Source organism: Bradyrhizobium sp. CCBAU 11386, from assembly GCF_028128955.1.
Taxonomy (GTDB): domain Bacteria; phylum Pseudomonadota; class Alphaproteobacteria; order Rhizobiales; family Xanthobacteraceae; genus Bradyrhizobium.
The window spans coordinates 1-21,432 of the sequence record NZ_LBKA01000242.1 but is presented as its reverse complement, the minus strand read 5'-3'; the positions used below and the strand labels follow the sequence as shown (position 1 = coordinate 21,432).

17 protein-coding genes are annotated in these 21,432 nt (G+C 65.4%); 13 read left to right on the top strand and 4 right to left on the bottom strand.

The annotated features are described in order from the left end of the window. The first annotated feature begins 105 nt into the window (after positions 1-105). From XI09_RS27330 to XI09_RS27315, 4 genes are all read left to right on the top strand, one after another. The gene (locus XI09_RS27330; RefSeq protein WP_271569595.1) at positions 106-768 is read left to right on the top strand and encodes a protein-L-isoaspartate O-methyltransferase family protein; all 663 of its coding nucleotides are present in this window, start codon (positions 106-108) and stop codon (positions 766-768) included. A 206-nt stretch (positions 769-974) separates the two neighbouring features. Next, entirely contained in the window at positions 975-2,360 is a 1,386-nt protein-coding gene (locus XI09_RS27325; RefSeq protein ID WP_271569664.1) for a TolC family outer membrane protein, read from the top strand. A 306-nt stretch (positions 2,361-2,666) separates the two neighbouring features. After that, positions 2,667-3,449 carry a PopZ family protein gene (locus XI09_RS27320; protein WP_271569594.1) on the top strand — a complete coding sequence of 261 codons (783 nt, stop codon included), beginning with the start codon at positions 2,667-2,669 and terminating at the stop codon, positions 3,447-3,449. Positions 3,450-3,590: 141 nt separating this feature from the next. Further along, positions 3,591-6,467, top strand: coding sequence for a valine--tRNA ligase (locus XI09_RS27315; RefSeq protein WP_271569593.1), 2,877 nt, complete (start codon positions 3,591-3,593; stop codon positions 6,465-6,467). A gap of 2 nt (positions 6,468-6,469) precedes the next feature. Here XI09_RS27315 and XI09_RS27310 read toward each other — a convergent pair whose 3' ends face one another. After that, positions 6,470-7,072 carry a DNA-3-methyladenine glycosylase gene (locus tag XI09_RS27310; RefSeq protein WP_271569592.1) on the bottom strand — a complete coding sequence of 201 codons (603 nt, stop codon included), beginning with the start codon at positions 7,070-7,072 and terminating at the stop codon, positions 6,470-6,472. A gap of 130 nt (positions 7,073-7,202) precedes the next feature. Between XI09_RS27310 and lipA the strand changes: the two genes are divergently transcribed. Then, entirely contained in the window at positions 7,203-8,159 is a 957-nt protein-coding gene (lipA, locus tag XI09_RS27305) for a lipoyl synthase (protein WP_271569591.1), read from the top strand. Between the two features lie 6 nt (positions 8,160-8,165). Further along, positions 8,166-8,636 (top strand): type II toxin-antitoxin system RatA family toxin, encoded by a 471-nt coding sequence (locus XI09_RS27300; RefSeq protein ID WP_027542754.1) that lies wholly within the window; start codon positions 8,166-8,168, stop codon positions 8,634-8,636. A 775-nt stretch (positions 8,637-9,411) separates the two neighbouring features. Here XI09_RS27300 and XI09_RS27295 read toward each other — a convergent pair. Beyond that, positions 9,412-10,023, bottom strand: a complete 612-nt coding sequence (locus XI09_RS27295; RefSeq protein ID WP_271569590.1) for a CinA family protein — start codon at positions 10,021-10,023, stop codon at positions 9,412-9,414. A 3-nt stretch (positions 10,024-10,026) separates the two neighbouring features. Further along, entirely contained in the window at positions 10,027-11,208 is a 1,182-nt protein-coding gene (locus tag XI09_RS27290; RefSeq protein WP_271569589.1) for a bifunctional 2-C-methyl-D-erythritol 4-phosphate cytidylyltransferase/2-C-methyl-D-erythritol 2,4-cyclodiphosphate synthase, read from the bottom strand. Positions 11,209-11,487: 279 nt separating this feature from the next. Here XI09_RS27290 and dusB point away from each other — a divergent pair, with 279 nt between their 5' ends. From dusB to ntrC, 3 genes are read left to right on the top strand one after another with little or no spacing between them, the layout of a single operon-like run. Then, entirely contained in the window at positions 11,488-12,489 is a 1,002-nt protein-coding gene (dusB, locus tag XI09_RS27285) for a tRNA dihydrouridine synthase DusB (RefSeq protein WP_271569663.1), read from the top strand. After that, complete coding sequence (locus tag XI09_RS27280; RefSeq protein WP_271569588.1) at positions 12,486-13,661, top strand: two-component system sensor histidine kinase NtrB; 1,176 nt, start codon at positions 12,486-12,488, stop codon at positions 13,659-13,661. Before dusB ends, XI09_RS27280 begins: the two co-directional genes overlap by 4 nt. A gap of 9 nt (positions 13,662-13,670) precedes the next feature. Next, positions 13,671-15,113 carry a nitrogen regulation protein NR(I) gene (ntrC, locus tag XI09_RS27275; protein ID WP_028174062.1) on the top strand — a complete coding sequence of 481 codons (1,443 nt, stop codon included), beginning with the start codon at positions 13,671-13,673 and terminating at the stop codon, positions 15,111-15,113. Positions 15,114-15,275: 162 nt separating this feature from the next. On the opposite strand, the gene XI09_RS27270 is transcribed toward ntrC, so the two are convergent. Continuing rightward, complete coding sequence (locus XI09_RS27270) at positions 15,276-15,416, bottom strand: hypothetical protein (protein WP_271569587.1); 141 nt, start codon at positions 15,414-15,416, stop codon at positions 15,276-15,278. A 176-nt stretch (positions 15,417-15,592) separates the two neighbouring features. Here XI09_RS27270 and XI09_RS27265 point away from each other — a divergent pair, with 176 nt between their 5' ends. The 4 genes from XI09_RS27265 to hflX all read left to right on the top strand — a co-directional run bounded on the left by XI09_RS27265 (position 15,593) and on the right by hflX (position 21,298). Next, complete coding sequence (locus tag XI09_RS27265; protein WP_271569586.1) at positions 15,593-18,019, top strand: sensor histidine kinase NtrY-like; 2,427 nt, start codon at positions 15,593-15,595, stop codon at positions 18,017-18,019. Between the two features lie 17 nt (positions 18,020-18,036). Beyond that, on the top strand, positions 18,037-19,407 hold the full coding sequence (ntrX, locus tag XI09_RS27260) for a nitrogen assimilation response regulator NtrX (RefSeq protein WP_271569585.1): 1,371 nt from the start codon (positions 18,037-18,039) through the stop codon (positions 19,405-19,407). A gap of 248 nt (positions 19,408-19,655) precedes the next feature. After that, positions 19,656-19,904, top strand: a complete 249-nt coding sequence (gene hfq, locus XI09_RS27255; protein WP_007591126.1) for an RNA chaperone Hfq — start codon at positions 19,656-19,658, stop codon at positions 19,902-19,904. A gap of 11 nt (positions 19,905-19,915) precedes the next feature. Next, entirely contained in the window at positions 19,916-21,298 is a 1,383-nt protein-coding gene (gene hflX / locus XI09_RS27250) for a GTPase HflX (RefSeq protein WP_271569584.1), read from the top strand. Positions 21,299-21,432 lie beyond the last annotated feature (134 nt).

The window sequence follows — 21,432 nt, the reverse complement described above, 5'->3', positions numbered from 1 at the left end:
CGTTGGCCGGCGGAGGCCAACGCCCATGTTGCGTTTTCGCCGGGCATGTTCCAAAGATGCCGGCAACTTTCGTCCGCGGCATCGTCCGCATTTCAGGGTCCGCAAATGTCCGGTTTCTCGACCGCGCGCCTCAAAATGGTCGATGGCCAGGTGCGCACCAACGACGTCACTGATCGCCGTATCCTCGACGCCATGCTCACGGTTCCGCGCGAGGCCTTCGTGCCGGCCAGCCGGCAGGCCTTGGCCTATCTCGACCTCGACCTCGATGTGAGCGAGGGCGGCGGCAAGCGGTTCCTGATCAAGCCGCAGCTGACCGGCAAGCTGCTCCAGGCCGCCGAGATCGGCGAGGGTGACAACGTGCTGGTCGTCGGCTGCGCCACGGGCTACCTCGCCGCACTGGCCGCCAAGCTGGCGCGTCAGGTCACCGCGACGGAATGCGATTCGGCCCTGGTCGCGAAGGCCAAGGACGCTTTCGCCGCCCTCGGGCTCGCAAATGTCACTTGCAAGGCCGCTGCCTGCGCCGAGGGTGACCCCTCTGCCGCTCCCTACGATGTCATCATCCTCAATGGCGCTGTCGAGGTGACACCGGAAGGGCTGCTCGGGCAGCTCAAGGAGGGCGGGCGTCTGGTGGGGGTATCTGCCGAATCCAGGCCGCCGCGGGCCATGATCGTGACCCATACCCACGGTGAATTCGGCCATCGGGCGCTGTTCGATGCCGGTGCCCCGGTCCTCCCCGGGCTGGAACGAGCCGCCGCGTTCGTCTTCTGACGGTCCAAAGCCCGTTAAAATCCCGTTCTGAATCAGAAGTGTGGCCGGGATGCTGCACGTGAAGAGTTTCGACCGAGAACTACCCTGAGGTAGTTCCGTCGCGTCAATCCGCGTCCTATGTTGCGACGGGGCAACGACTCCACTCGGTTGACGGTAACCCAGCTCGCGGGCACGAGCCGGGCGCTAGAATGAACGGAATTTTTGGGATGCATGGGGTGAAGCTCTTCACCGGAGCGGCGGTTTCGGTCCTGCTGATGGCGCTGGCCGGGCCCGCGCCTGCCTTGGCGGACACGATCGAGGCCGCCTTGGTGCGCGCCTATCAGAACAATCCGCAGCTCAACGCACAGCGTGCCCAGGTGCGCTCGACCGACGAGAACGTGCCGCAGGCCTTGTCGGGCTACCGTCCCAAGGTCGCGCTGACTGCGAGCGGCGGCTATCAATATCAGGATCAGCAAAGCTCGCTGGGCAGCACCCCGTTCTACGGGGCCACGGCGCCCCGCAGCGTCGGCGTGACCGTCAACCAGACGCTCTATAACGGCAACATCACCGCAAACAGAACGCGCGCGGCGGAGAGCCAGGTTTCCGGATCCCGCGAAGCGCTGCGCAGTCTCGATCAGACCGTGCTGCTCCAGGGCGCCACCACCTACATGGACTATCTGCGCGACTCCGCCACGCTCGAAGTCCAGCGCAGCAATGTGCGCGTGCTCGAACAAACGCTGAAGCAGACGCGCGATCGCTTCAACGTCGGAGAAGTGACGCGCACCGACGTCGCGCAATCGGAAGCGCAGCTGGCTGCCGGCAGGACGCAGGCGCTTACCGCCGAGGCGAATCTCACCACGACGCGGGCGAACTTCCGCCGCATCATCGGTAACGAGCCGACGAATCTTGCACCCGGCTCACCTGTCGATCGTTTCCTGCCCGCAACGCTTGCCGCAGCGGTCGAGCTGGGCCTGGTCGAGCATCCCAACGTCACGGCCGCAATGTTCGGCATCGACGTCAATTATCTGCAGGTCAAGGTCGCCGAAGGCGCGCTGCTGCCGACGGTCTCGTTGCAGGTTGCCGCCCAACAGGCGAACGAACAGTCCTTGATTCAATACAGGGCAACCAGCGCATCCGCGATCGCTTCGGCCAATTGGCAGCTCTATGATGGTGGCAATCAGTATGCGCTGATCCGCCAGTCCAAGGAAAACCTGGCGCAGCAGCGTCTCAACCTCGAAACGACGCGCGACCAGACCCGCGCGACCGTCGTGCAGTGGTGGGGATCGTTGCAGGCCGGCAAGGCGCAGGTGCAGTCCGCGCAGGCCCAGGTGACGGCGTCCGAGATCGCGCTGAACGGCGTGCGCGAAGAAGCCAAGGCCGGTCAGCGCACCACCCTCGACGTGCTCAACGCGCAGCAGGCGCTGGTCAATGCGCGAGTCGCGTTGGTGACCGCGCAGCATGACCGGGTCGTTGCATCTTATAACGTCCTCGCCGCTATCGGCCGCCTGTCGCCGCAGGTCCTTGGCCTTGCGACCACGGTTTACGATCCCACCGTTCACTACCAGCAGGTCCGCGACAGCTGGGCCGGCGTGCGCACGCCTGACGGGCGCTGAAGTCCCGTCATCATCCGGTCGGCCTCGCGAACAGCCGACGCCGACCGGTGCTTTGCTTGCAATCATCAAAATCCCTGACATAGCCTTGCCAAGAAGATGCGGGTCGATTCGCCCCGCATTCGATGTCGTGTGCGTAAAGCTTGAGTGCCGGGGGCAGGGGCGCACCGCCGCACGTTGAGCCGTGATCTGGGGACAAGTCGGGCTGCCGTGACGAAAATGTCGGGGCGTCCGTTGCGGAACCGGCCAATCCTGTCGTGCTTGGTGTAAAACAACGCATGCGAGGGCGTTGATGATGTGGAGTCGGAGATGACGCAGCCTGCAAAGGTCACAGAACCCTCGATGGAGGAGATTCTGGCCTCGATCCGGCGCATCATTGCCGACGATGAGGCCAAGCCGCCGCCGGCAGAGACCGCGACTCCCGGGAAAGCTGCGGCGCCTGCAGGGCCCGCAGCAAAGCCGCAGGCGATGAACGACATTCCGCCCTCCAAGGTCGCACCCTCCAAGCCTGCCGCCGAGAAGCCCGCACCGCCGCCGGCCGCAAAGCCGGCGCCGCCCCCGCCGCCTGCACCTGCGGCGGATGCCTCTCCAAACAGCCAGGACGATATCGACGCGCTGCTGGCGGGGCTCGACACAGCCACGTCGGCACCCGAGGTCCGCGCTCCGGAACCCGAGCCGGAGCCGGAGCCCGACGTGCTCGAACTGACCGACGACATGGCGATGGACCCAGAGCCGACACCGCCTCCGCCGCCGCCGAGCTTCCGCAGGGTCGAGCCGCGCGACGATCTCGAATTCGCCGAATCGCCCCCACCGCGTCCGTCGCCGTCGCCGTCCTACGCGCCGGTGGATTTCGATGCCCCGCCGCTGCCGCCGCAACAGCCGATCCTCGCGCAATCGACGGTCTCTGCGGTCGAATCCGCCTTCAATTCCCTGGCCCATACGGTGCTCAGCAGCAACGCGCGGACGCTGGAGGACCTGGTCAAGGAGATGCTGCGCCCGATGCTGAAGTCCTGGCTCGATGACAACCTGCCGGGCCTCGTTGAACGCATCGTGAAGGCCGAAATCGAGCGGGTCTCGCGCGGCGGCAGGTAGAGCAGGCCGCTGAGCCCTCATAAAGCCCCGCTTGTGCGTCACATTCGGTCCGCCGACCGGGCCGGAAAGCCCGTTTGCCGCTGAGCCTTCCGTTGACCTTTTCGTTGACTTGCCCCCCGCGCGCGGCTTTCTAGCAGCCCCATGATCGAGAAAAATTACCAGCCCGCCGATATCGAAGCCCGCATGTCCGTGGTGTGGGAGGACAGCCGTGCCTTCAAGGCCGGCCGCCCCGACCGCCGCGCCGCAGTGCCCTTTACCATCGTGATCCCGCCGCCGAACGTGACGGGCTCGCTGCACATGGGCCACGCCCTCAACAACACGCTCCAGGACATCCTGTGCCGGTTCGAGCGCATGCGCGGCCGCGACGTGCTGTGGCAGCCCGGCACCGACCATGCCGGCATCGCCACCCAGATGGTGGTCGAGCGGCAGCTGATGGAGCGCCAGCAGCCCGGCCGCCGCGAGATGGGCCGTGAGAAGTTCCTGGAGCGGGTCTGGCAGTGGAAGGCCGAGAGCGGCGACACCATCATCAACCAGCTCAAGCGGCTCGGCGCGTCCTGCGACTGGTCGCGCGAACGCTTCACCATGGACGAGGGCCTGTCCAAGGCCGTCATCAAGGTGTTCGTCGAGCTGCACCGCGACGGCCTCATCTACAAGGACAAGCGGCTGGTGAACTGGGACACCAAGCTGCTGACCGCGATCTCCGATCTCGAAGTGCAGCAGACCGAGGTCAAGGGCAACCTCTGGTATCTGCGCTATCCGATCGAGGGCAAGACGTTCAGCCCCGAGGATCCCTCGAGCTTCATTGTCGTCGCCACGACGCGCCCGGAGACCATGCTCGGCGATACCGGCGTCGCCGTGCATCCCGATGACGAGCGCTATCAGAAGCTGATCGGCAAGAACGTCATCCTGCCGCTGGTCGGCCGCAAGATCCAGATCGTCGCCGACGACTATTCCGATCCGGAGAAGGGCTCGGGCGCGGTGAAGGTGACGCCGGCGCACGACTTCAACGACTTTGAGGTCGGCAATCGCCATGGCCTGCGCCGGATCAGCGTGCTCGACAAGGAAGGTTGCCTCGATCTCCTCGACAACGAGGACTATTTGCGCGACCTGCCGGAAGGCGCCTCGCAATTCGCCGAGGAGTTCAACAAGGTCGATCGCTTTGTCGCGCGCAAGCGCATCGTCGAGCGGCTGGAATCGTTCGGCTTCGTCGAGCGGATCGAGCCGCACACCCACATGGTGCCGCACGGCGACCGCTCGAACAGCGTGATCGAGCCCTATCTCACCGACCAGTGGTATGTCGACGCGAAGACCCTCGCAAAACCCGCGATCGCGGCGGTGCGTTCGGGCGAAACGTCGTTCGTGCCGAAGAACTGGGAAAAAACCTATTACGAGTGGATGGAGAACATCCAGCCCTGGTGCATCTCGCGCCAGCTCTGGTGGGGCCACCAGATCCCGGCCTGGTACGGGCCGGACGGCAAGGTGTTCGTCGCCGAGACCGAGGAGGAGGCGATCAGCCACGCGCTCGGCTATTACGTCGAGCAGGAGGTCATCTCGGCCGAGCAGGGGCGCGAGATGGCGCTCGACCGCAACAAGCGCGAGGGCTTCATCACCCGCGATGAGGACGTGCTCGATACCTGGTTCTCCTCGGCGCTGTGGCCGTTCTCGACGCTGGGCTGGCCCGAAGACGCACCCGAGGTGCAGCGCTACTACCCGACCAACGCGCTGGTGACCGGCTTCGACATCATCTTCTTCTGGGTCGCCCGCATGATGATGATGGGCCTGCACTTCATGAAGGAAGTGCCGTTCTCGACGATCTACATCCACGCCCTCGTCCGCGACGAGAAGGGCGCCAAGATGTCGAAGTCGAAGGGCAACGTCATCGATCCGCTCCACCTGATCGACGACTACGGTGCGGACGCGCTGCGCTTCACGCTGGCTGCGATGGCGGCGCAGGGACGCGACATCAAGCTCGCCACCAGCCGCGTCGAGGGCTACCGCAATTTCGCGACCAAGCTCTGGAATGCGTCCCGCTTCGCGGAGATGAACCACTGCGCCGTGCCCGACGGTTTCGAGCCGGCGAAGGCCAAGGAAACGCTGAATCGCTGGATCGCGCATGAGAGCGCACACACCACGCGCGAGGTGACCGAGGCGATCGAGGCCTATCGCTTCAACGACGCCGCCGGCGCGATCTACCGCTTCGTCTGGAACGTCTATTGCGACTGGTATGTCGAGCTCGCAAAGCCCGTGCTGCTCGGCCCGGACGGCCCCGCCAAGGACGAGACCCGTGCCATGGTCGCCTGGGCGCGCGACGAGATCCTGAAGCTGCTGCACCCCTTCATGCCCTTCATCACCGAAGAGCTGTGGGAGGTGACGGCCAAGCGCGATGGCCTGCTGGCGCTCGCGCAATGGCCGCTGCTGCCGACCGCCCCGACGCCGGAGCAACTGGCGATGCTCGCCGCAGCGGCCGGTCCGACCGATCCGCTGATCTCGCCGGCCTTGATCATGCCGATCTTCGACCATGCCGACTTCACCGATCCCAAGGCGGAAGCCGAGATCGGCTGGGTGATCGACCTCGTCACGCAGATCCGTTCGGTGCGCGCGGAGATGAACATCCCGCCGGCGACGCTGACGGCGCTGGTGCTCGCGGGCGCTTCGGCTGAGACGAAGGAACGCGCGCCGCGCTGGACCGACGTCATCAAGCGCATGGCGCGGCTCTCTGACATCTCCTTCGCCGATCGCGCACCTGATGGCGCGGTTCAGCTCCTCGTGCGTGGCGAGGTGGCCGCGCTGCCGCTGAAGGGCGTGATCGACGTCGCCGCCGAACGCACGCGCCTCGACAAGGAGATCGGGAAGGCCGACGCCGACATCAAGCGCGCCGAGTCCAAGCTGGCGAACGAAAAATTCGTCGCCAACGCGGCCGAGGAGGTCGTCGAGGAGGAGCGCGAAAAGCGCGAGGCGGCGCTGGCCCGCAAGGCCAAGCTGCTGGAGGCGCTGGAGCGGCTGAAGCAGGCGTCCTAGGCCTACTTCGGAAACGGCTTGCTCAGAAACTTCGAGCCCCTGACGCCATAGCGCCAGGGCAGCTCGACGGCCTTGGTGATGCCGATCCGGATGCCTGTCGCCACCTCCAGATCCTCCGTCCGCGCATGCAGCGCGATCGGCGGCCGGTCCAGCGGCAGGGCGTTGTGCGCGATGGTGATGCCGAGCGCTTCCGTGAGCTTGCCCGGGCCCGAGCATAGCGCGTGCACGTCCTGGAGATGACGGCTGCGGCGCATCGCGGCGATGCCGTGCGTCGGCTCCAGCGCGCGGATCAGCACAGCCGCGGCCGATCCTTCCGCCTCGCAGACGAAATTGACGCACCAGTGGATGCCGTAGGAGCGGTAGACATAGGCAAAGCCGGGCGGGCCGAACATGACCTGGTTCCGCGGCGTCGGACCGTTGTAGGAGTGCGCCGCCGGCTCGGTATGATGATAGGCCTCGACCTCGACGATGCGGCCGCCGACGCCGTCCACCAGCATGGTGGCACCGATCAGGTCGTGGGCGACCTCGCGGACGTTGCGGCCAAAAAAGGCGCGCTTCAGGGCCTTGCCGAGCCGCGGGGTAGAGGTCTTCGAGACTAGAGCCATTCGAGGTGAGAATCGCCTGAGAACAGAGCAGGATATTGCCCATATCTGCCATGTTCCCTGAAGCGGTGCGAGCCGGGTTGCGATGCAGGGCGAGACCGACTAGGTAGGACCTGAACAGACCGGACACCCCATGGTCGTTATTGTCGATACCATTTCGAACCCGCTGCGCCCGCGCCACCCCGAAAAGGTGAATCGTCCTGATTCCGCTTCGCCGCCGAAGCCGGACTGGATCCGCGTGCGCGCGCCCAACACCCGCGGCTATGCCGACACCCGCAACATCGTGCGCGCCAACGGCCTGCACACGGTGTGCGAGGAGGCAGGCTGCCCGAACATCGGCGAGTGCTGGGACAAGAAGCACGCGACCTTCATGATCATGGGGGACACCTGCACCCGCGCCTGCGCCTTCTGCAACGTCAAGACCGGCCTTCCCAACGCGCTGGATGCGGCCGAACCGCAGAACGTCGCCGAGGCCGTTGCCAAGCTGGGTCTCGCCCACGTCGTCATCACCTCCGTCGACCGCGACGATCTTGCCGATGGCGGCGCCGAGCATTTCGCCCAGACGATCCGTGCGATCCGGGCCGCGTGCCCTTCGACCACGATCGAGATCCTGACGCCCGACTTCCTGCGCAAGGAGGGAGCGCTCGAGGTCGTGGTCGCGGCCAGGCCGGACGTCTTCAACCACAATCTTGAAACCGTGCCGTCGCGCTATCTCACGGTGCGGCCGGGCGCGCGCTACTTCCATTCGATCCGGCTGTTGCAGCGGGTCAAGGAGCTCGATCCCACCATCTTCACCAAATCCGGCATCATGGTCGGCCTCGGCGAGGAGCGCCATGAAGTGCAGCAGGTGATGGACGATCTGCGCTCGGCTGACGTCGACTTCCTGACCATCGGGCAATATCTCCAGCCGACGCGCAAGCATCACGCAGTAATGCGCTACGTGCCGCCGGACGAGTTTTCGTCCTATGAAAAGGTCGCCTACACCAAGGGATTCCTGATGGTGTCGGCGAGCCCGCTCACCCGCTCGTCGCATCATGCCGGCGAGGATTTCGCGAGACTGAAGGCTGCGCGGGCAGCTCACGCCCGCTGACGTACCATGCATCGAGTTTCGAGCAAGCACCGCGTCAACCACAGTGCGTCCGAGATGTTTGATCTGGTCGCCGATGTCGAGCGCTACCCGGAATTCGTGCCGCTGTGCAGCGCGCTGAAGGTGCGGCAGCGGATGGCGAAGCCCGACGGGACCGAGGTGCTGGTCGCCGACATGACGGTGTCGTTCAAGCTGGTCAAGGAATCTTTCACCAGCCGCGTGACGCTCGATCGCGCCAACCTGAAAATCCTCGTCGAATATCTGCAAGGCCCGTTCCGTAATCTGGAAAACCGCTGGACGTTCGAGCCCAAGGGCGAGGGCGTCTGCGACGTCGGGTTCTTCCTCGCCTACGAGTTCAAGAGCCGCATGCTGGCGATGCTGATGGGCTCGATGTTCGATGCCGCCTTCGCGCGCTTCTCCACCGCATTCGAGAAGCGCGCGGATGCGATCTACGGACGGCCGAAGCTGGCGTCGACGTAGCGGCTGCGCGTGTAGACAAGATTTGCGTGCTTTTTGAAAAGCAAGCATGACGCTGCGATCTCGCGGCGCGTCTCGCCCGAGCTCTGCTTCGTCGTGTCGCCCTCATTTGTCAGAGGGCGCAGGGAAGACCGGGTGCCGGCCGGGCACCCACGGTCCACTGTGCGAAAGGTGGCAACAAACATCTGCACAGCGGCATACAGGTGAAGCCCAACACACGGCCTTCCCTGCGCAGTGGTTTGACGGCTTATGCCGAGCTCTCCCCGGGGAGCGATGCACTATTGCCCCCGTCGCCTTGCGGATCGCTGATGCGCGTGCCCGGTCGGGCCGCCGCATCACCGCAAGACTTGGCGCACAGACCCCGGGCGCCAGGACGACACGGTTTTGCCGTACGCAGATCACACCGGTCGTGTGCGCGACATCTTTCGCTCACGGTTGCCCGCCCTGCGAAGCCCTTCGCGCCGATGTGACTAGCGTCCACCGCAGCTCACCCCCGCATGTCGTGACGATCGCGATACGCCCCTCTGACCGGGATGAGGTGGCGGCAGAATGCGTCAAATCAGAAATTCGGTAAAGTGAAATATTTTGAGCCGGGCCGGTTGACCTGCTGATTGGGTGTTTTGCCCGACGGGCAGCGCGAGGGATTGTGGGTGCGTAGGGTGGATTAGCGAAGCGTAATCCACCAATTCTGCCGCCGCGGAGACTGAAGAGGTGGATTACGCCATGCGAGCTGCGCTTCGCGCAGCCGCAGGGCTAATTCACCCTACAAGACACGGCATTACCCCCGCGGCGAGCGCGGCGGCCTGCGCTTTGCCACATGCCTTCGCGGCGAGCGGGTCACACGCGGGCGCAGGCGGGTTGCGGCGGCGGCGCGGCGCGGCTTGGCCGCGACTTGCGGGCCGCGGGCAAGATCCATCAGCATGCGCAGCGCCTCGACCACGGAGCGCTGACGCACGGCGCTGCGGCCGATCGCGCCGAAACGATGCTCGCGATGGATGATGCGGCCGTCGCGGGCGGCGGCGGCGAAATGGACGAGGCCGACCGGCTTGCCGGGCGTCGCGCCGCCGGGGCCGGCGATACCAGTGATGGCGACCGCGAGGTCGACACCGGCACGTTCCAGCGCGCCGATCGCCATCGCCGTTGCGGTCTCCTTGCTGACGGCACCGAAATTGGTGAGCGTACTTGCTTCAACGCCGAGCATCGCGCGCTTGGCGTCGTTGGAATAGGTGACGAAGCCGCGGTCGATCACGTCGGAGGAGCCGGGGATGTCGGTCAGCGCGCCGGCGACGAGGCCGCCGGTGCAGGACTCGGCCGTGGCAATCGTCAGCTTGCGCATCCGGCACAAATCGAGCAGCGAGCGGGAGAGGGCGCGTGCGTCGCTGCCGCCCATGGCCTAGACGCTCCAGGGAAGACGGATGGTGGCGCTCGCGGTGGCCGCGATGCCTTCCTCGCGGCCGGTGAAACCGAGCCGCTCGCTGGTCGTCGCCTTCACCGCGACGCGCGAGATGTCGACGCCGGAGATCTCGGCGATGCGCGCGCGCATGGTGTCGCGCAACGGGCCGATCTTTGGCCGTTCGCAGATCATCGTCACCTCGAGATTGGCGACGCGGCCGCCGCGCTGGCTGACGCGCTCGATGGCGTATTTCAGGAACTGGTCGGAGGAGGCGCCCTTCCACTTCGCGTCGCTCGGCGGGAAGTGCGAGCCGATGTCGCCGTCGGCCAGCGCGCCGAGGATGGCATCCACCAGCGCATGCAGGCCGACATCGCCGTCGGAATGGGCCAGGAAGCCTTTGCTGTGCGGCACGCGCACGCCGCAGATCATGACGTGGTCGCCTTCGCCGAAGGCGTGCACGTCGTAGCCCGTGCCGGTCCTGATGTCGCCGAGCTGGGCAGCCAGGCGTGCTTCCTCGCGCACGAAGTCTTCGGGAGTGGTGAGCTTCATGTTGGCAACATCGCCCTCAAAGGTTGCAACCGTCAATCCCGCCCATTCGGCAATCGCGGCGTCATCGGTGAAATCGCTGCGTCCGTCCTTCGCAGCGCGACGATGCGCCTCGAGGATGACGTCGAAACGAAAGGATTGCGGCGTCTGCGCGATCCGCAGGCGGGCCCGGTCCGGCGTGTCCTCGACATTGCCGCTCTCGCCGGTGAGCTTGATGGTGTCGGTGACGGGAACGACGGGGATCGCGGCGCCGGTGCGGCTGGCCGCATCGATCGCGCGCGAGATCACGCCTTCCGAGACGAAGGGACGCGCGGCGTCGTGGATCAGGACGATGTCGGGCTTGTGCCTTGCGAGCGCTTCGAGACCGGCAAGCACCGAGGCCTGGCGCGTGGCGCCGCCATTGGCCGGCGGCTCGTGCTTCAATCCTGTGACCGCTGCCGTGAATATGGCGCTGTCGTCGGGGTTGACCACGGGCTGCACGGCGAACACGTCCGGGTGGCGGCTGAAGGCTTCCATGGCGCGATAGATCACGGGCTGGCCGCCGATCTCGCGATATTGCTTCGGCCCGCCGGCGCCTGCGCGCAGGCCGCGACCTGCCGCGACAAGAACGACTGCGGTGCGCTGTGATTTCGCCATAGGACTCAAATACTCAATTGCTAATGAAAGAGTCGGGAGTGGGTGATTGCCGGCATGCCTCTAGCACGGCAGGCCCGCAAAAAAAGGGGGTTTCCCCGGATTGTGGGAAACAGCATTTTGCTGCACTGCACTTGAAAGATTTGCAGAACTGTCTAAACTGTAGGCATGACGCTTGACTGCACAAGAATTGTGCGCAAGATAGGTCATGGCAGGCGCGATGAGGCCCTGCGAGTGAATGAGACCACTGTGACCGGCCCGGCAGGATCAGGCTCCAAGCCCTTGAAAATAGGCGATATTGAGGTCGCTACCCCGGTCTTCCTGGCACCGATGTCGGGAGTGACTGACTCGCCCGTCCGGCGGTTGGCCGCCGAGCTTGGAGCGGGTCTGGTGGTGTCCGAAATGACCGCCAGCGTTGAGCTCGCCAACGGCCACCGGATGTCCCGGTTGCGCTGCGAAGCGACCGGAATCGGCCCGCATGTGGTGCAGCTCGCCGGCTGCGAGGCGCACTGGATGGCCGAAGGCGCCCGTATCGCCGAGGCCGAGGGCGCCGATATCATCGACATCAACATGGGCTGTCCGGCCCGCCACGTCACCGGCGGCCAGTCCGGCTCGGCCCTGATGCGCGATCTCGACCATGCCGTCAGCCTGATCGATGCGACGATCGCGGCGGTGAAGGTGCCGGTGACGCTGAAGATGCGGCTCGGCTGGGACGACCGCAGCCGCAATGCGCCGGAACTGGCGCGGCGCGCGGAAGCCGCGGGCATCAAGCTCGTCACCGTGCATGGCCGCACCCGCTGCCAGTTCTACAAGGGCGAGGCCGATTGGGATGCGATCCGCGCCGTGCGCGAGGCGATCTCGATTCCGCTCATCGTCAATGGCGACATCACCTCCTACGAGAAGGCGCTCGCGGCGCTCGAATCCTCCGGCGCCGACGCCGTGATGATCGGCCGCGGCGCACAGGGCCAGCCCTGGCTGCCCGGCCAGATCGGCCGTCGCCTGAAGGGCGGGGCCGCGGAACCCGCGCCGTCGCTCGCGACACAGCTCCATTATGTCCGCACGCTTTATGAAGGCGTGTGCGCGCTCTACGGCCTGCGCGTCGGCCTCAAGCATGCCCGCAAGCATCTCGGCTGGGCGCTCGACGTCGCCGCCGATGCGAGCCGCGCGCCGGCCGCGAAGCTGAAATCCTGGCGCCAGACAATTCTGACGTCCGAGGATCCGCGCCTCGTTCACCAGTCACTGCAAGATGCCTTCGACGACTTCGCATGGAGCGCTGCTGCATGAGCTCAGCCGCTGAACATCGTCGGCCGCTTCCGTCCGACAGCGATGCGATCCTGGACGCGCTTCCCAATCCCGTGCTCCTGATCGGGCCGGACGGCAAGATCGTCGCCGCCAACATCGCAACCGAAGCCTTTTTCGAGATCTCGACGCAATTCCTGAAGCGGCAGTCGCTGAAAGAGCTGGTGCCGTTCGGCAGCCCCTTGCTGGCGCTGATCGACCAGGTGCGCTCGTCGAACTCGCCGGTGAACGAATACAAGGTCGATTTGGGCACGCCCCGCATGGGCGGCGACCGCCAGGTCGATCTGCACGTCGCTCCGCTCACCGAGCGGCCCGGCCATATCGTGGTGATGCTCCAGGAGCGCACCATCGCCGACAAGATGGATCGGCAGCTCACCCATCGCAGCGCTGCGCGCTCGGTGATAGCGCTAGCAGCGATGCTCGCGCATGAGATCAAGAATCCGCTCTCCGGCATCCGCGGCGCGGCGCAACTGCTGGAGCAGCAGGCCTCCTCCGAGGACCGCATGCTGACGCGGCTGATCTGCGACGAGGCCGACCGCATCGTGACGCTGGTCGACCGCATGGAGGTGTTCGGCGACGAGCGCCCCGTGGTGCGCGGACCGGTCAACATCCATTCGGTGCTCGATCACGTGAAGCGGCTGGCGCAGTCGGGTTTTGCCCGCAATATCCGCTTCATCGAGGACTACGATCCCTCGCTGCCGCCGGTGCTGGCGAACCAGGATCAGTTGATCCAGGTGTTCCTCAATCTCGTGAAGAACGCCGCCGAAGCCCTGATCGACGTGCCCGATGCCGAGATCCAGCTCACCACCGCGTTCCGCCCCGGCGTGCGCCTGTCAGTCCCCGGTCAAAAATCCCGGGTATCGTTGCCGCTCGAATTCTGCGTGAGGGACAACGGACCAGGCGTGCCGGACGATCTTCTGCCCAACCTGTTCGATCCCTTCGTGACCACCAAGCAGACCGGCTCGGGTCTGGGCCTCGCGCTTGTCGCAAAGATCGTCGGCGATCACGGGGGCATCATCGAATGCGAATCTCAGCCGCGCAAAACCACCTTCCGCGTGCTGATGCCGATGTATTCCACATCGGTCAAACATGCCGATCACAGCAGTCGCGACGGCTCTGCCGGGAAGTCGTCGTCTGCATCACAGGGGGCAAAATGAGGATTAACAATGCCCGCAGGTAGCATTCTCGTTGCAGATGACGACACCGCCATCCGCACGGTTCTCAATCAGGCTCTGTCCCGCGCCGGCTATGAGGTCAGGCTCACCGGCAATGCCGCGACGCTGTGGCGCTGGGTCAGCCAGGGCGAGGGCGATCTCGTCATCACCGACGTGGTGATGCCGGACGAAAACGCCTTCGACCTGCTGCCGCGGATCAAGAAGATGCGGCCGAATTTGCCCGTCATCGTCATGAGCGCGCAAAACACCTTCATGACGGCGATCCGTGCCTCCGAGCGCGGGGCGTACGAATATCTGCCAAAGCCCTTCGACCTGAAGGAGCTGATCGCCATCGTCGGCCGTGCGCTTGCCGAGCCGAAGGAGCGGACCTCGACGCCGGACGAGGACGCCGAGATGGAGGCGATCCCGCTGGTCGGCCGCTCGCCGGCGATGCAGGAAATCTACCGCGTGCTGGCGCGCCTGATGCAGACCGACCTCACCGTGATGATCACGGGCGAGTCCGGCACCGGCAAGGAGCTGGTGGCGCGCGCGCTGCACGATTACGGCAAGCGCCGCAACGGCCCGTTCGTCGCCGTCAACATGGCGGCGATCCCGCGCGACCTGATCGAATCCGAACTGTTCGGCCATGAGCGCGGCGCCTTCACCGGCGCCAACACCCGCGCCTCGGGCCGGTTCGAGCAGGCCGAGGGCGGCACGCTGTTCCTCGACGAAATCGGCGACATGCCGATGGAGGCGCAGACCCGCCTGCTGCGCGTGCTCCAGCAGGGCGAATACACCACCGTCGGCGGCCGCACCCCGATCAAGACCGACGTGCGGATCGTCGCGGCCTCCAACAAGGATCTGCGCGTGCTGATCCAGCAGGGCCTGTTCCGCGAAGACCTGTTCTTCCGCCTCAACGTCGTGCCGCTGCGGCTGCCTCCCTTGCGCGAGCGCATCGAGGACCTGCCGGATCTCGTGCGCCACTTCTTCGCGCTGGCCGAGAAGGATGGCCTGCCGCCGAAGAAGCTGGATGCGCTGGCCCTGGAACGGCTGAAGCAGCACCGCTGGCCCGGCAACGTGCGCGAGCTCGAAAATCTCGCCCGGCGCCTCGCCGCGCTCTATCCGCAGGACGTGATCACGGCCTCCGTCATCGATGGCGAGCTCGCGCCGCCCTCGGTCAGCCCGGGTGCCGCGGTCCAGCAGGGCGTCGACAATCTCGGCGGCGCGGTGGAAGCGTATCTGTCCTCGCACTTCCAGGGCTTTCCGAACGGCGTGCCGCCGCCGGGCCTCTATCACCGCATCCTCAAGGAGATCGAGGTGCCGCTGCTCACGGCCGCGCTCGCGGCGACCCGCGGCAACCAGATCCGCGCGGCGGACCTGCTCGGCCTCAATCGCAACACGCTGCGGAAGAAGATCCGGGATCTCGACATCCAGGTCTATCGGAGCGGGGGCTAGGTTTCCGGGACGGTGGCTCAGCTCCCCCTACCAAAGCGGAGCTGAGCCTGTCCGGATCGCGCTGGCCTTGATGGCTGACGCGGTGAGCAGAAGTCCGAATCGGACCGAATTGTTCCGCTGGAATATTCAAATCGGTCATTCGACCGCGGGGCGGGGTCGCGCCTATCTGACCAGTCGGGCTGATGTCGGCAGAATGGCCACGTGAGCCGGTGGCTTAATGCCGGGGCCGTTGACCAGCAGGTCAGAAGCCACGATCAGCAGCAACACGGCCGAGACCATCAGCGCGAGAAAGAATCTGTCCATCCCGGGTCAAGCCGGAATGGCGGGATCCCGTTCCGCTGGCCCGGCATGCCCTGTGGATGCGCCGGTCCGTCGCGGCGGGGACGCCGCGGAATTGTCGCAATTCGGCAACAATGTGGTACGAATACATCAGTATCCGCCGCCGCCGCGGACCCCTGTTTTCAGCACCCATTGCCGGAATGACCAGCGCAGACACCTCGGCCGCATCCTTTGACACGGCCCCAGCTGAAGAGCCCCGACGCTGGTCGCCGCGACGCTGGCTGGCGCCCTTTGCCGTGGCGCTGGCGCTGCTGTCGGGCCTGCTGACCTTCCTGGTCCTGACTGGCCTCACGAGGATCGATCCGACGCCGGAGGTGGTCCGCACGTTCTATCTGATCAATGCGGGCACGATCCTGCTCCTGGTCGGGATCATCGTCCGCGAGCTCTGGCAGCTCATCCTGGCGCGCCGGCGGGGCAGGGCGGCGGCACGTCTCCATGTCCAGATCGTCAGCCTGTTCTCGATCGTGGCGGTGCTGCCGGCCGTGCTGGTTTCCGTCGTCGCCAACGTCACCCTCGAGCGCGGCCTCGACCGGTTGTTCTCCGGCCCGACCAAGGAGGTCATCCAGAACTCGCTGAACATCGCCCGGGCCTATATGCAGGACCATGCGCAGCTGATCCGCGGCGACATTCTCGGCATGGCCAACGATATCGCGCACGCCCGGCCGCTCTACGACCAGGATCGGCGGTCATTTCGCGAGATGCTGACGGCCAGTGCCAGCTCCCGCAATCTGCCGGGCGCGATGATCATCGACAAGAACACCAACATCCTGGAATCCGCCGACACCGGCATGCGGCTGGCCTATTCGCCGCCGGCGCCGGACTTCCTCAGCAACGTCAACGAGTCCGAGCCCGAGATCGCGGTGCTGCCGGATGCGAGCTTCGTCGCGGCGGTGATCCGCTTGCGCGCCTTCAGCGACACCTTTCTCTATGTCGCACGGCCGCTCGATCCGAATGTGGTCAACCAGCTCAAGCAGACCGAGGTGAGCGTCGCCGAATATGCCCAGATCGAGTCGCGGCGGCTCGGCATCCAGGTCGCCTTCGCGCTGATGTTCGCGGTGATCGCGCTGACCATCCTGATGGCTTCGGTGCTGATCGGGCTGAACTTCGCCAACTCGCTGGTATCGCCGATCCGGCGGCTGATGAACGCGGCCCACACCGTCTCGACCGGCGACCTTCACGTGAAGGTGCCGGTGCACCAGTCGGAGGGCGATCTCGCCCAGCTCGGCGAGACCTTCAACAAGATGACGCAGGAACTGCGCAGCCAGCGCGATGAGCTCGTCAACGCCAGCGATCTCATCGACAGCCGCCGCCGCTTCATCGAAGCGGTGCTGTCCTCGGCGAGCGCCGGCATCATCGGCGTCGATAATTCGGGCAGCGTCGGCATCCTCAACCGCTCCGCCGAGAAGCTGATCGGGCACTCCGAAGCGGAGACGCTCGGCCATGCGCTCTCCGACGTCCTGCCGGAGCTCGACGAGATGATGAAGACGGCGCGGGAAGGCACCCAGCGCCTGGTGCAGGGCCAGATCACGATCACGCGCGACGGACAGGAGCGCAACCTCTCGGTCCGCGTCAGCGCCGAGAAGAACCAGCCGCACGACAGCTACATCATCACGCTCGACGACATCACCGAGCTGGTGTCGGCACAGCGCACCTCGGCCTGGGGCGACGTGGCGCGCCGCATCGCCCATGAGATCAAGAACCCGCTGACGCCGATCCAGCTCTCGGCCGAGCGCATCCGTCGCAAGTTCGGCAAGGACATCACCGAGGCCAAGGACAAGCAGATCTTCGAGCAGTGCACCGACACCATCGTGCGTCAGGTCGACGACATCAGGCGCATGGTCGACGAATTCTCGCGCTTTGCGCGGATGCCGAAACCGGTGATGGAGGGCGAGGACGTCGCCGACACCGTGCGGCAGGCGGTGTTCCTGATGAAGGTCGCCCATCCCGAGCTCGATATCGAGGCCGAGTTCAGGGAGGATCCGCTGCGCGCCCAGTTCGACCGGCGGCTGATCTCGCAGGCGGTCACCAACATCGTCAAGAACGCCACCGAGGCGATCGAGCAGGTCCCGCCGGAAGAGCTCGGCAAGGAAAACGGCAAGGGCCGCATCGACGTCGTGGTGTCGCGCGAGGGCGAGGACGTGCTGATCGACGTCATCGACAATGGCATCGGCCTGCCAAAGGTCGCGCGCTCGCGGCTGCTCGAGCCGTATGTGACGACGCGGGCCAAGGGCACCGGACTTGGCCTTGCGATCGTCGGCCGCGTGCTTGAAGACCATGGCGGGCGCATCGAGCTGAAGGACGCCTCCGACTTCCGTGAGGGCCAGCGCGGCGCCTGGATGCGGATGCGCTTTGCGATCTCCGGCGCGCCCGCGAAGGCCGAGGGGAGCGAGCAGTCGCCGGCCGCCAGGAACACGACCGAGCAAACGACCGCGGAATCGATCAAGGAAGCGGAAATCGCCAAGGAATCCACCAAGGACACGGAAACAAAAGGGCCGGCTGCCGAAACCAAAGAGCCGGCTGAAATGACCAATGATTCAACGAAGATCAAAGCCTCAACAGGCAGCTGACAAGACAGGCGCGACCCATGGCAAGTGAAATTCTGATTGTCGATGATGAGGCCGATATTCGGGATCTCGTTGCGGGCATCCTCGAGGACGAGGGGTTCGTCACCCGGACCGCACGCGACAGCGACTCGGCATTGGCCGAAATCGCCAACCGCAGGCCGCATCTGGTGTTCCTCGACATCTGGCTCCAGGGCTCCAAGCTCGACGGCTTGCAGCTGCTGGAGCAGGTCAAGAAGGACAATGCCGATCTGCCGGTCGTGATGATCTCCGGCCACGGCAACATCGAGACCGCGGTCGCCGCGATCAAGCGCGGCGCCTACGACTTCATCGAGAAGCCGTTCAAGGCGGACCGGCTGATCCTGGTCGCCACCAGGGCGCTGGAGAACTCGCGGCTCAAACGCGAGGTCAAGGAGCTGAAGCAGCTCGCGCCGAGCGCAAGCTCGCTGGTCGGCCGCTCGCCCAGTATGAACCAGCTGCGCCAGACCATCGAGCGCGCGGCCAAGGCCAACAGCCGCATCCTGATCGTCGGTCCCGCCGGCGCCGGCAAGGAGCTGACTGCGCGCACGCTGCACACGGCCTCGGGCCGTGCCGACGGTCCCTTCGTCGTCATCAACGCCGCCGCGATCACGCCCGAGCGCATGGAGCACGAGCTGTTCGGCGTCGAGCAGTCCAATGGCGAGCAGCCGCGCAAGCCCGGCGCGCTCGAGGAAGCGCATGGCGGCACGCTGTTCATCGACGAGATCGCGGACATGCCGCGCGAGACCCAGAACAAGATCCTGCGCGTGCTGGTCGAGCAGTCGTTCCAGCGCGTCGGCGGCAACGGCAAGGTGCAGGTCGACGTGCGCATCATCTCCTCGACCGCGCGCAACCTGGAAGAGGAGATCGCGGCCGGCCATTTCCGCGAGGACCTCTATCATCGCCTCTCGGTGGTGCCGATCCGCGTGCCCGCGCTGTCGGAGCGGCGCGAGGATATTCCGGAACTGATCGACTACTTCATGGAGCAGATCTCGGCCGGCAGCGGCCTGCCCAAGCGGCAGATCGGGCAGGACGCGATGGCGGTGCTGCAATCGCATGTCTGGCCAGGCAACGTGCGCCAGCTTCGCAACAACGTTGAGAGAGTCATGATTCTGGCCGCAGGCGGACCGGAGGTGATCATCACCGCCGACATGTTGCCGCAGGACGTCGGCTCCATGGTGCCGGCGATGCCGACCAGCAACAATGGCGAGCACATCATGGGCCTGCCGCTGCGCGAAGCGCGCGAAGTGTTCGAGCGCGACTATTTGATTGCTCAGATCAGTCGTTTTTCAGGAAATATTTCTCGTACGGCCGAGTTCGTTGGCATGGAACGCTCGGCACTGCATCGGAAGCTGAAGGCGCTCGGCGTCGGCTGACGCTGCGACGTTGCGTTTACGCCTCAGGGATAAGCGAGGAAAATCATCGATTTCCGTAGTTTTTCGGGGCAATACGGCGTGGCCTGCCGCGTGAAGCGGCTTGCCTAATAACCCGACCTGTCCTCTAATCGAACCGCTGTTCCTCCGAGGGGGATCTCATGAGGAACGGCAACCGGACGAGGCCCCGAGTTTCACCAAGAGGGCCGCAACCGGTGCAATAAAAAGAAACTCAAAGCGAGAAAAAAACAATGGCGGCAGACCGCGCACAAAACCTACAGGACACCTTCCTTAATCACGTTCGCAAAACCAAGACGCCACTGACGATCTTTCTGGTCAACGGAGTGAAGCTCCAGGGCATCGTGACCTGGTTCGACAATTTCTGTTTGCTGCTTCGGCGCGACGGACACTCGCAGCTTGTCTACAAGCATGCGATCTCGACCATCATGCCGGGCGCTCCGATCCAGCTGTTCGAAGGCGGCGAGGATCAGCCGGCTTGAGAGTGATCTGATTGGAACCCCGGAATTTCGACGGGGACGCCGACCGTCCGCGGTCGGCAGGGGCTAAGCAAACGGGGCGGGTGCTCGTCATCGGCCCCTACTTGCGTGTGCGCGCGGGCGGTGCCGACGCGCAATCGGAAAGTCATGTCGTGCGAGACGCCGAGGCCCGGCTCGACGAAGCCGCCGGCCTCGCGCGCGCGATCGATCTCGTCATTGCCGACGCCATCATCGCGCCGATCAGCCAGATCCGTCCCGCCACCTATATCGGCAAGGGCAAGGTCGAGGAGATCGCCGCGCTGGCCAAGAGCCTCGACGTCGAACTCGTGGTGATGGATTGCGCGCTGGCGCCGATCCAGCAGCGCAATCTCGAGAAGGAGCTGCACGCCAAGGTGCTCGACCGCACCGGCCTGATCCTCGAAATCTTCGGCCGCCGCGCCAAGACCAAGGAAGGCTCGCTCCAGGTCGAGCTCGCGCATCTCAACTATCAGCGCTCGCGCCTCGTGCGATCCTGGACCCATCTGGAACGCCAGCGCGGCGGTTTCGGCTTCATGGGTGGTCCCGGCGAGACGCAGATCGAGGCCGACCGCCGCCTGATCCAGGAGCGCATCTCCAAGCTCGAGAGCGAACTGAAGAAGGTGCAGGCGACGCGGCGCCTGCATCGCGCCGGACGCCAGCGCGTGCCGTATCGCGTCGTCGCATTGGTCGGCTACACCAATGCCGGCAAGTCGACGCTGTTCAACCGCCTGACGCGCGCCGACGTGCAGGCGGCCGACATGCTGTTTGCCACGCTCGATCCGACCCTGCGCGCGCTCAACCTGCCGCATGGCGGCAAGGCGATGCTGTCCGACACCGTCGGCTTCATCTCCAATCTGCCGACGCAGCTCGTCGCGGCCTTCCGCGCCACGCTGGAGGAGGTGCTGGAGGCCGACGTCATCCTGCATGTCCGCGACATCTCGCATGAGGACGCCGAGGCGCAGCAGAGCGACGTCGACGCCGTGCTGCGCCAGCTCGGCATCAACCCCGACGATTCCGGCCGCATCATCGAGGTCTGGAACAAGATCGACCGTTACGACGCCGAGCAGCGCGAAGAGCTTTTGAACATCGCCGCGCGCAGGCCGGAGGATCATCCGGCGATGCTGGTCTCCGCCGTGTCAGGCGAGGGGGTCGACGCACTGCTCGCCGCGATCGAGGAACGGCTTGCGGCCAAACGCACCACGCTCGATCTCTCCATCGACGCCGCCGACGGCGCCGGCATCAGCTGGCTGCATCGGAATTCCGAGGTGCTGACGAAGGAGCTGCACGACGGCCGTTTCGACATGACTGTGCGCGTGGACGAGACCAAGCGCGATATCGTGGTGAACCGGTTCGACGCGGTGCCGCATCACGCCGCGTAATAGGTGTCGTCCCGGCGATTGAGTTGGGCCAGCTGCGGCCTCAAGCAAAACTGTCGTCCCGGACAAGCGCAAGCGCAGATCTACCGTCTTGTCTGTCAAGGGGGCCGATCGGCTGTAAGTGTGCGGCATCGTGC

Excerpts from the sequence above, each read along its gene's own strand:
- XI09_RS27330 (WP_271569595.1), top strand. The coding sequence starts at position 106 with ATGTCCGGTTTCTCGACCGCGCGCCTCAAAATGGTCGATGGCCAGGTG.
- hfq (WP_007591126.1), top strand. The coding sequence starts at position 19,656 with ATGGCGGCAGACCGCGCACAAAACCTACAGGACACCTTCCTTAATCAC.
- XI09_RS27265 (WP_271569586.1), top strand. The coding sequence starts at position 15,593 with ATGACCAGCGCAGACACCTCGGCCGCATCCTTTGACACGGCCCCAGCT.
- XI09_RS27280 (WP_271569588.1), top strand. The coding sequence starts at position 12,486 with ATGAGCTCAGCCGCTGAACATCGTCGGCCGCTTCCGTCCGACAGCGAT.
- XI09_RS27320 (WP_271569594.1), top strand. The coding sequence starts at position 2,667 with ATGACGCAGCCTGCAAAGGTCACAGAACCCTCGATGGAGGAGATTCTG.
- XI09_RS27290 (WP_271569589.1), bottom strand. The coding sequence starts at position 11,208 with ATGGCGAAATCACAGCGCACCGCAGTCGTTCTTGTCGCGGCAGGTCGC.
- ntrC (WP_028174062.1), top strand. The coding sequence starts at position 13,671 with ATGCCCGCAGGTAGCATTCTCGTTGCAGATGACGACACCGCCATCCGC.
- ntrX (WP_271569585.1), top strand. The coding sequence starts at position 18,037 with ATGGCAAGTGAAATTCTGATTGTCGATGATGAGGCCGATATTCGGGAT.
- XI09_RS27295 (WP_271569590.1), bottom strand. The coding sequence starts at position 10,023 with ATGGGCGGCAGCGACGCACGCGCCCTCTCCCGCTCGCTGCTCGATTTG.
- lipA (WP_271569591.1), top strand. The coding sequence starts at position 7,203 with ATGGTCGTTATTGTCGATACCATTTCGAACCCGCTGCGCCCGCGCCAC.
- XI09_RS27270 (WP_271569587.1), bottom strand. The coding sequence starts at position 15,416 with ATGGACAGATTCTTTCTCGCGCTGATGGTCTCGGCCGTGTTGCTGCTG.
- XI09_RS27310 (WP_271569592.1), bottom strand. The coding sequence starts at position 7,072 with ATGGCTCTAGTCTCGAAGACCTCTACCCCGCGGCTCGGCAAGGCCCTG.
- XI09_RS27300 (WP_027542754.1), top strand. The coding sequence starts at position 8,166 with ATGCATCGAGTTTCGAGCAAGCACCGCGTCAACCACAGTGCGTCCGAG.
- XI09_RS27315 (WP_271569593.1), top strand. The coding sequence starts at position 3,591 with ATGATCGAGAAAAATTACCAGCCCGCCGATATCGAAGCCCGCATGTCC.
- XI09_RS27325 (WP_271569664.1), top strand. The coding sequence starts at position 975 with ATGCATGGGGTGAAGCTCTTCACCGGAGCGGCGGTTTCGGTCCTGCTG.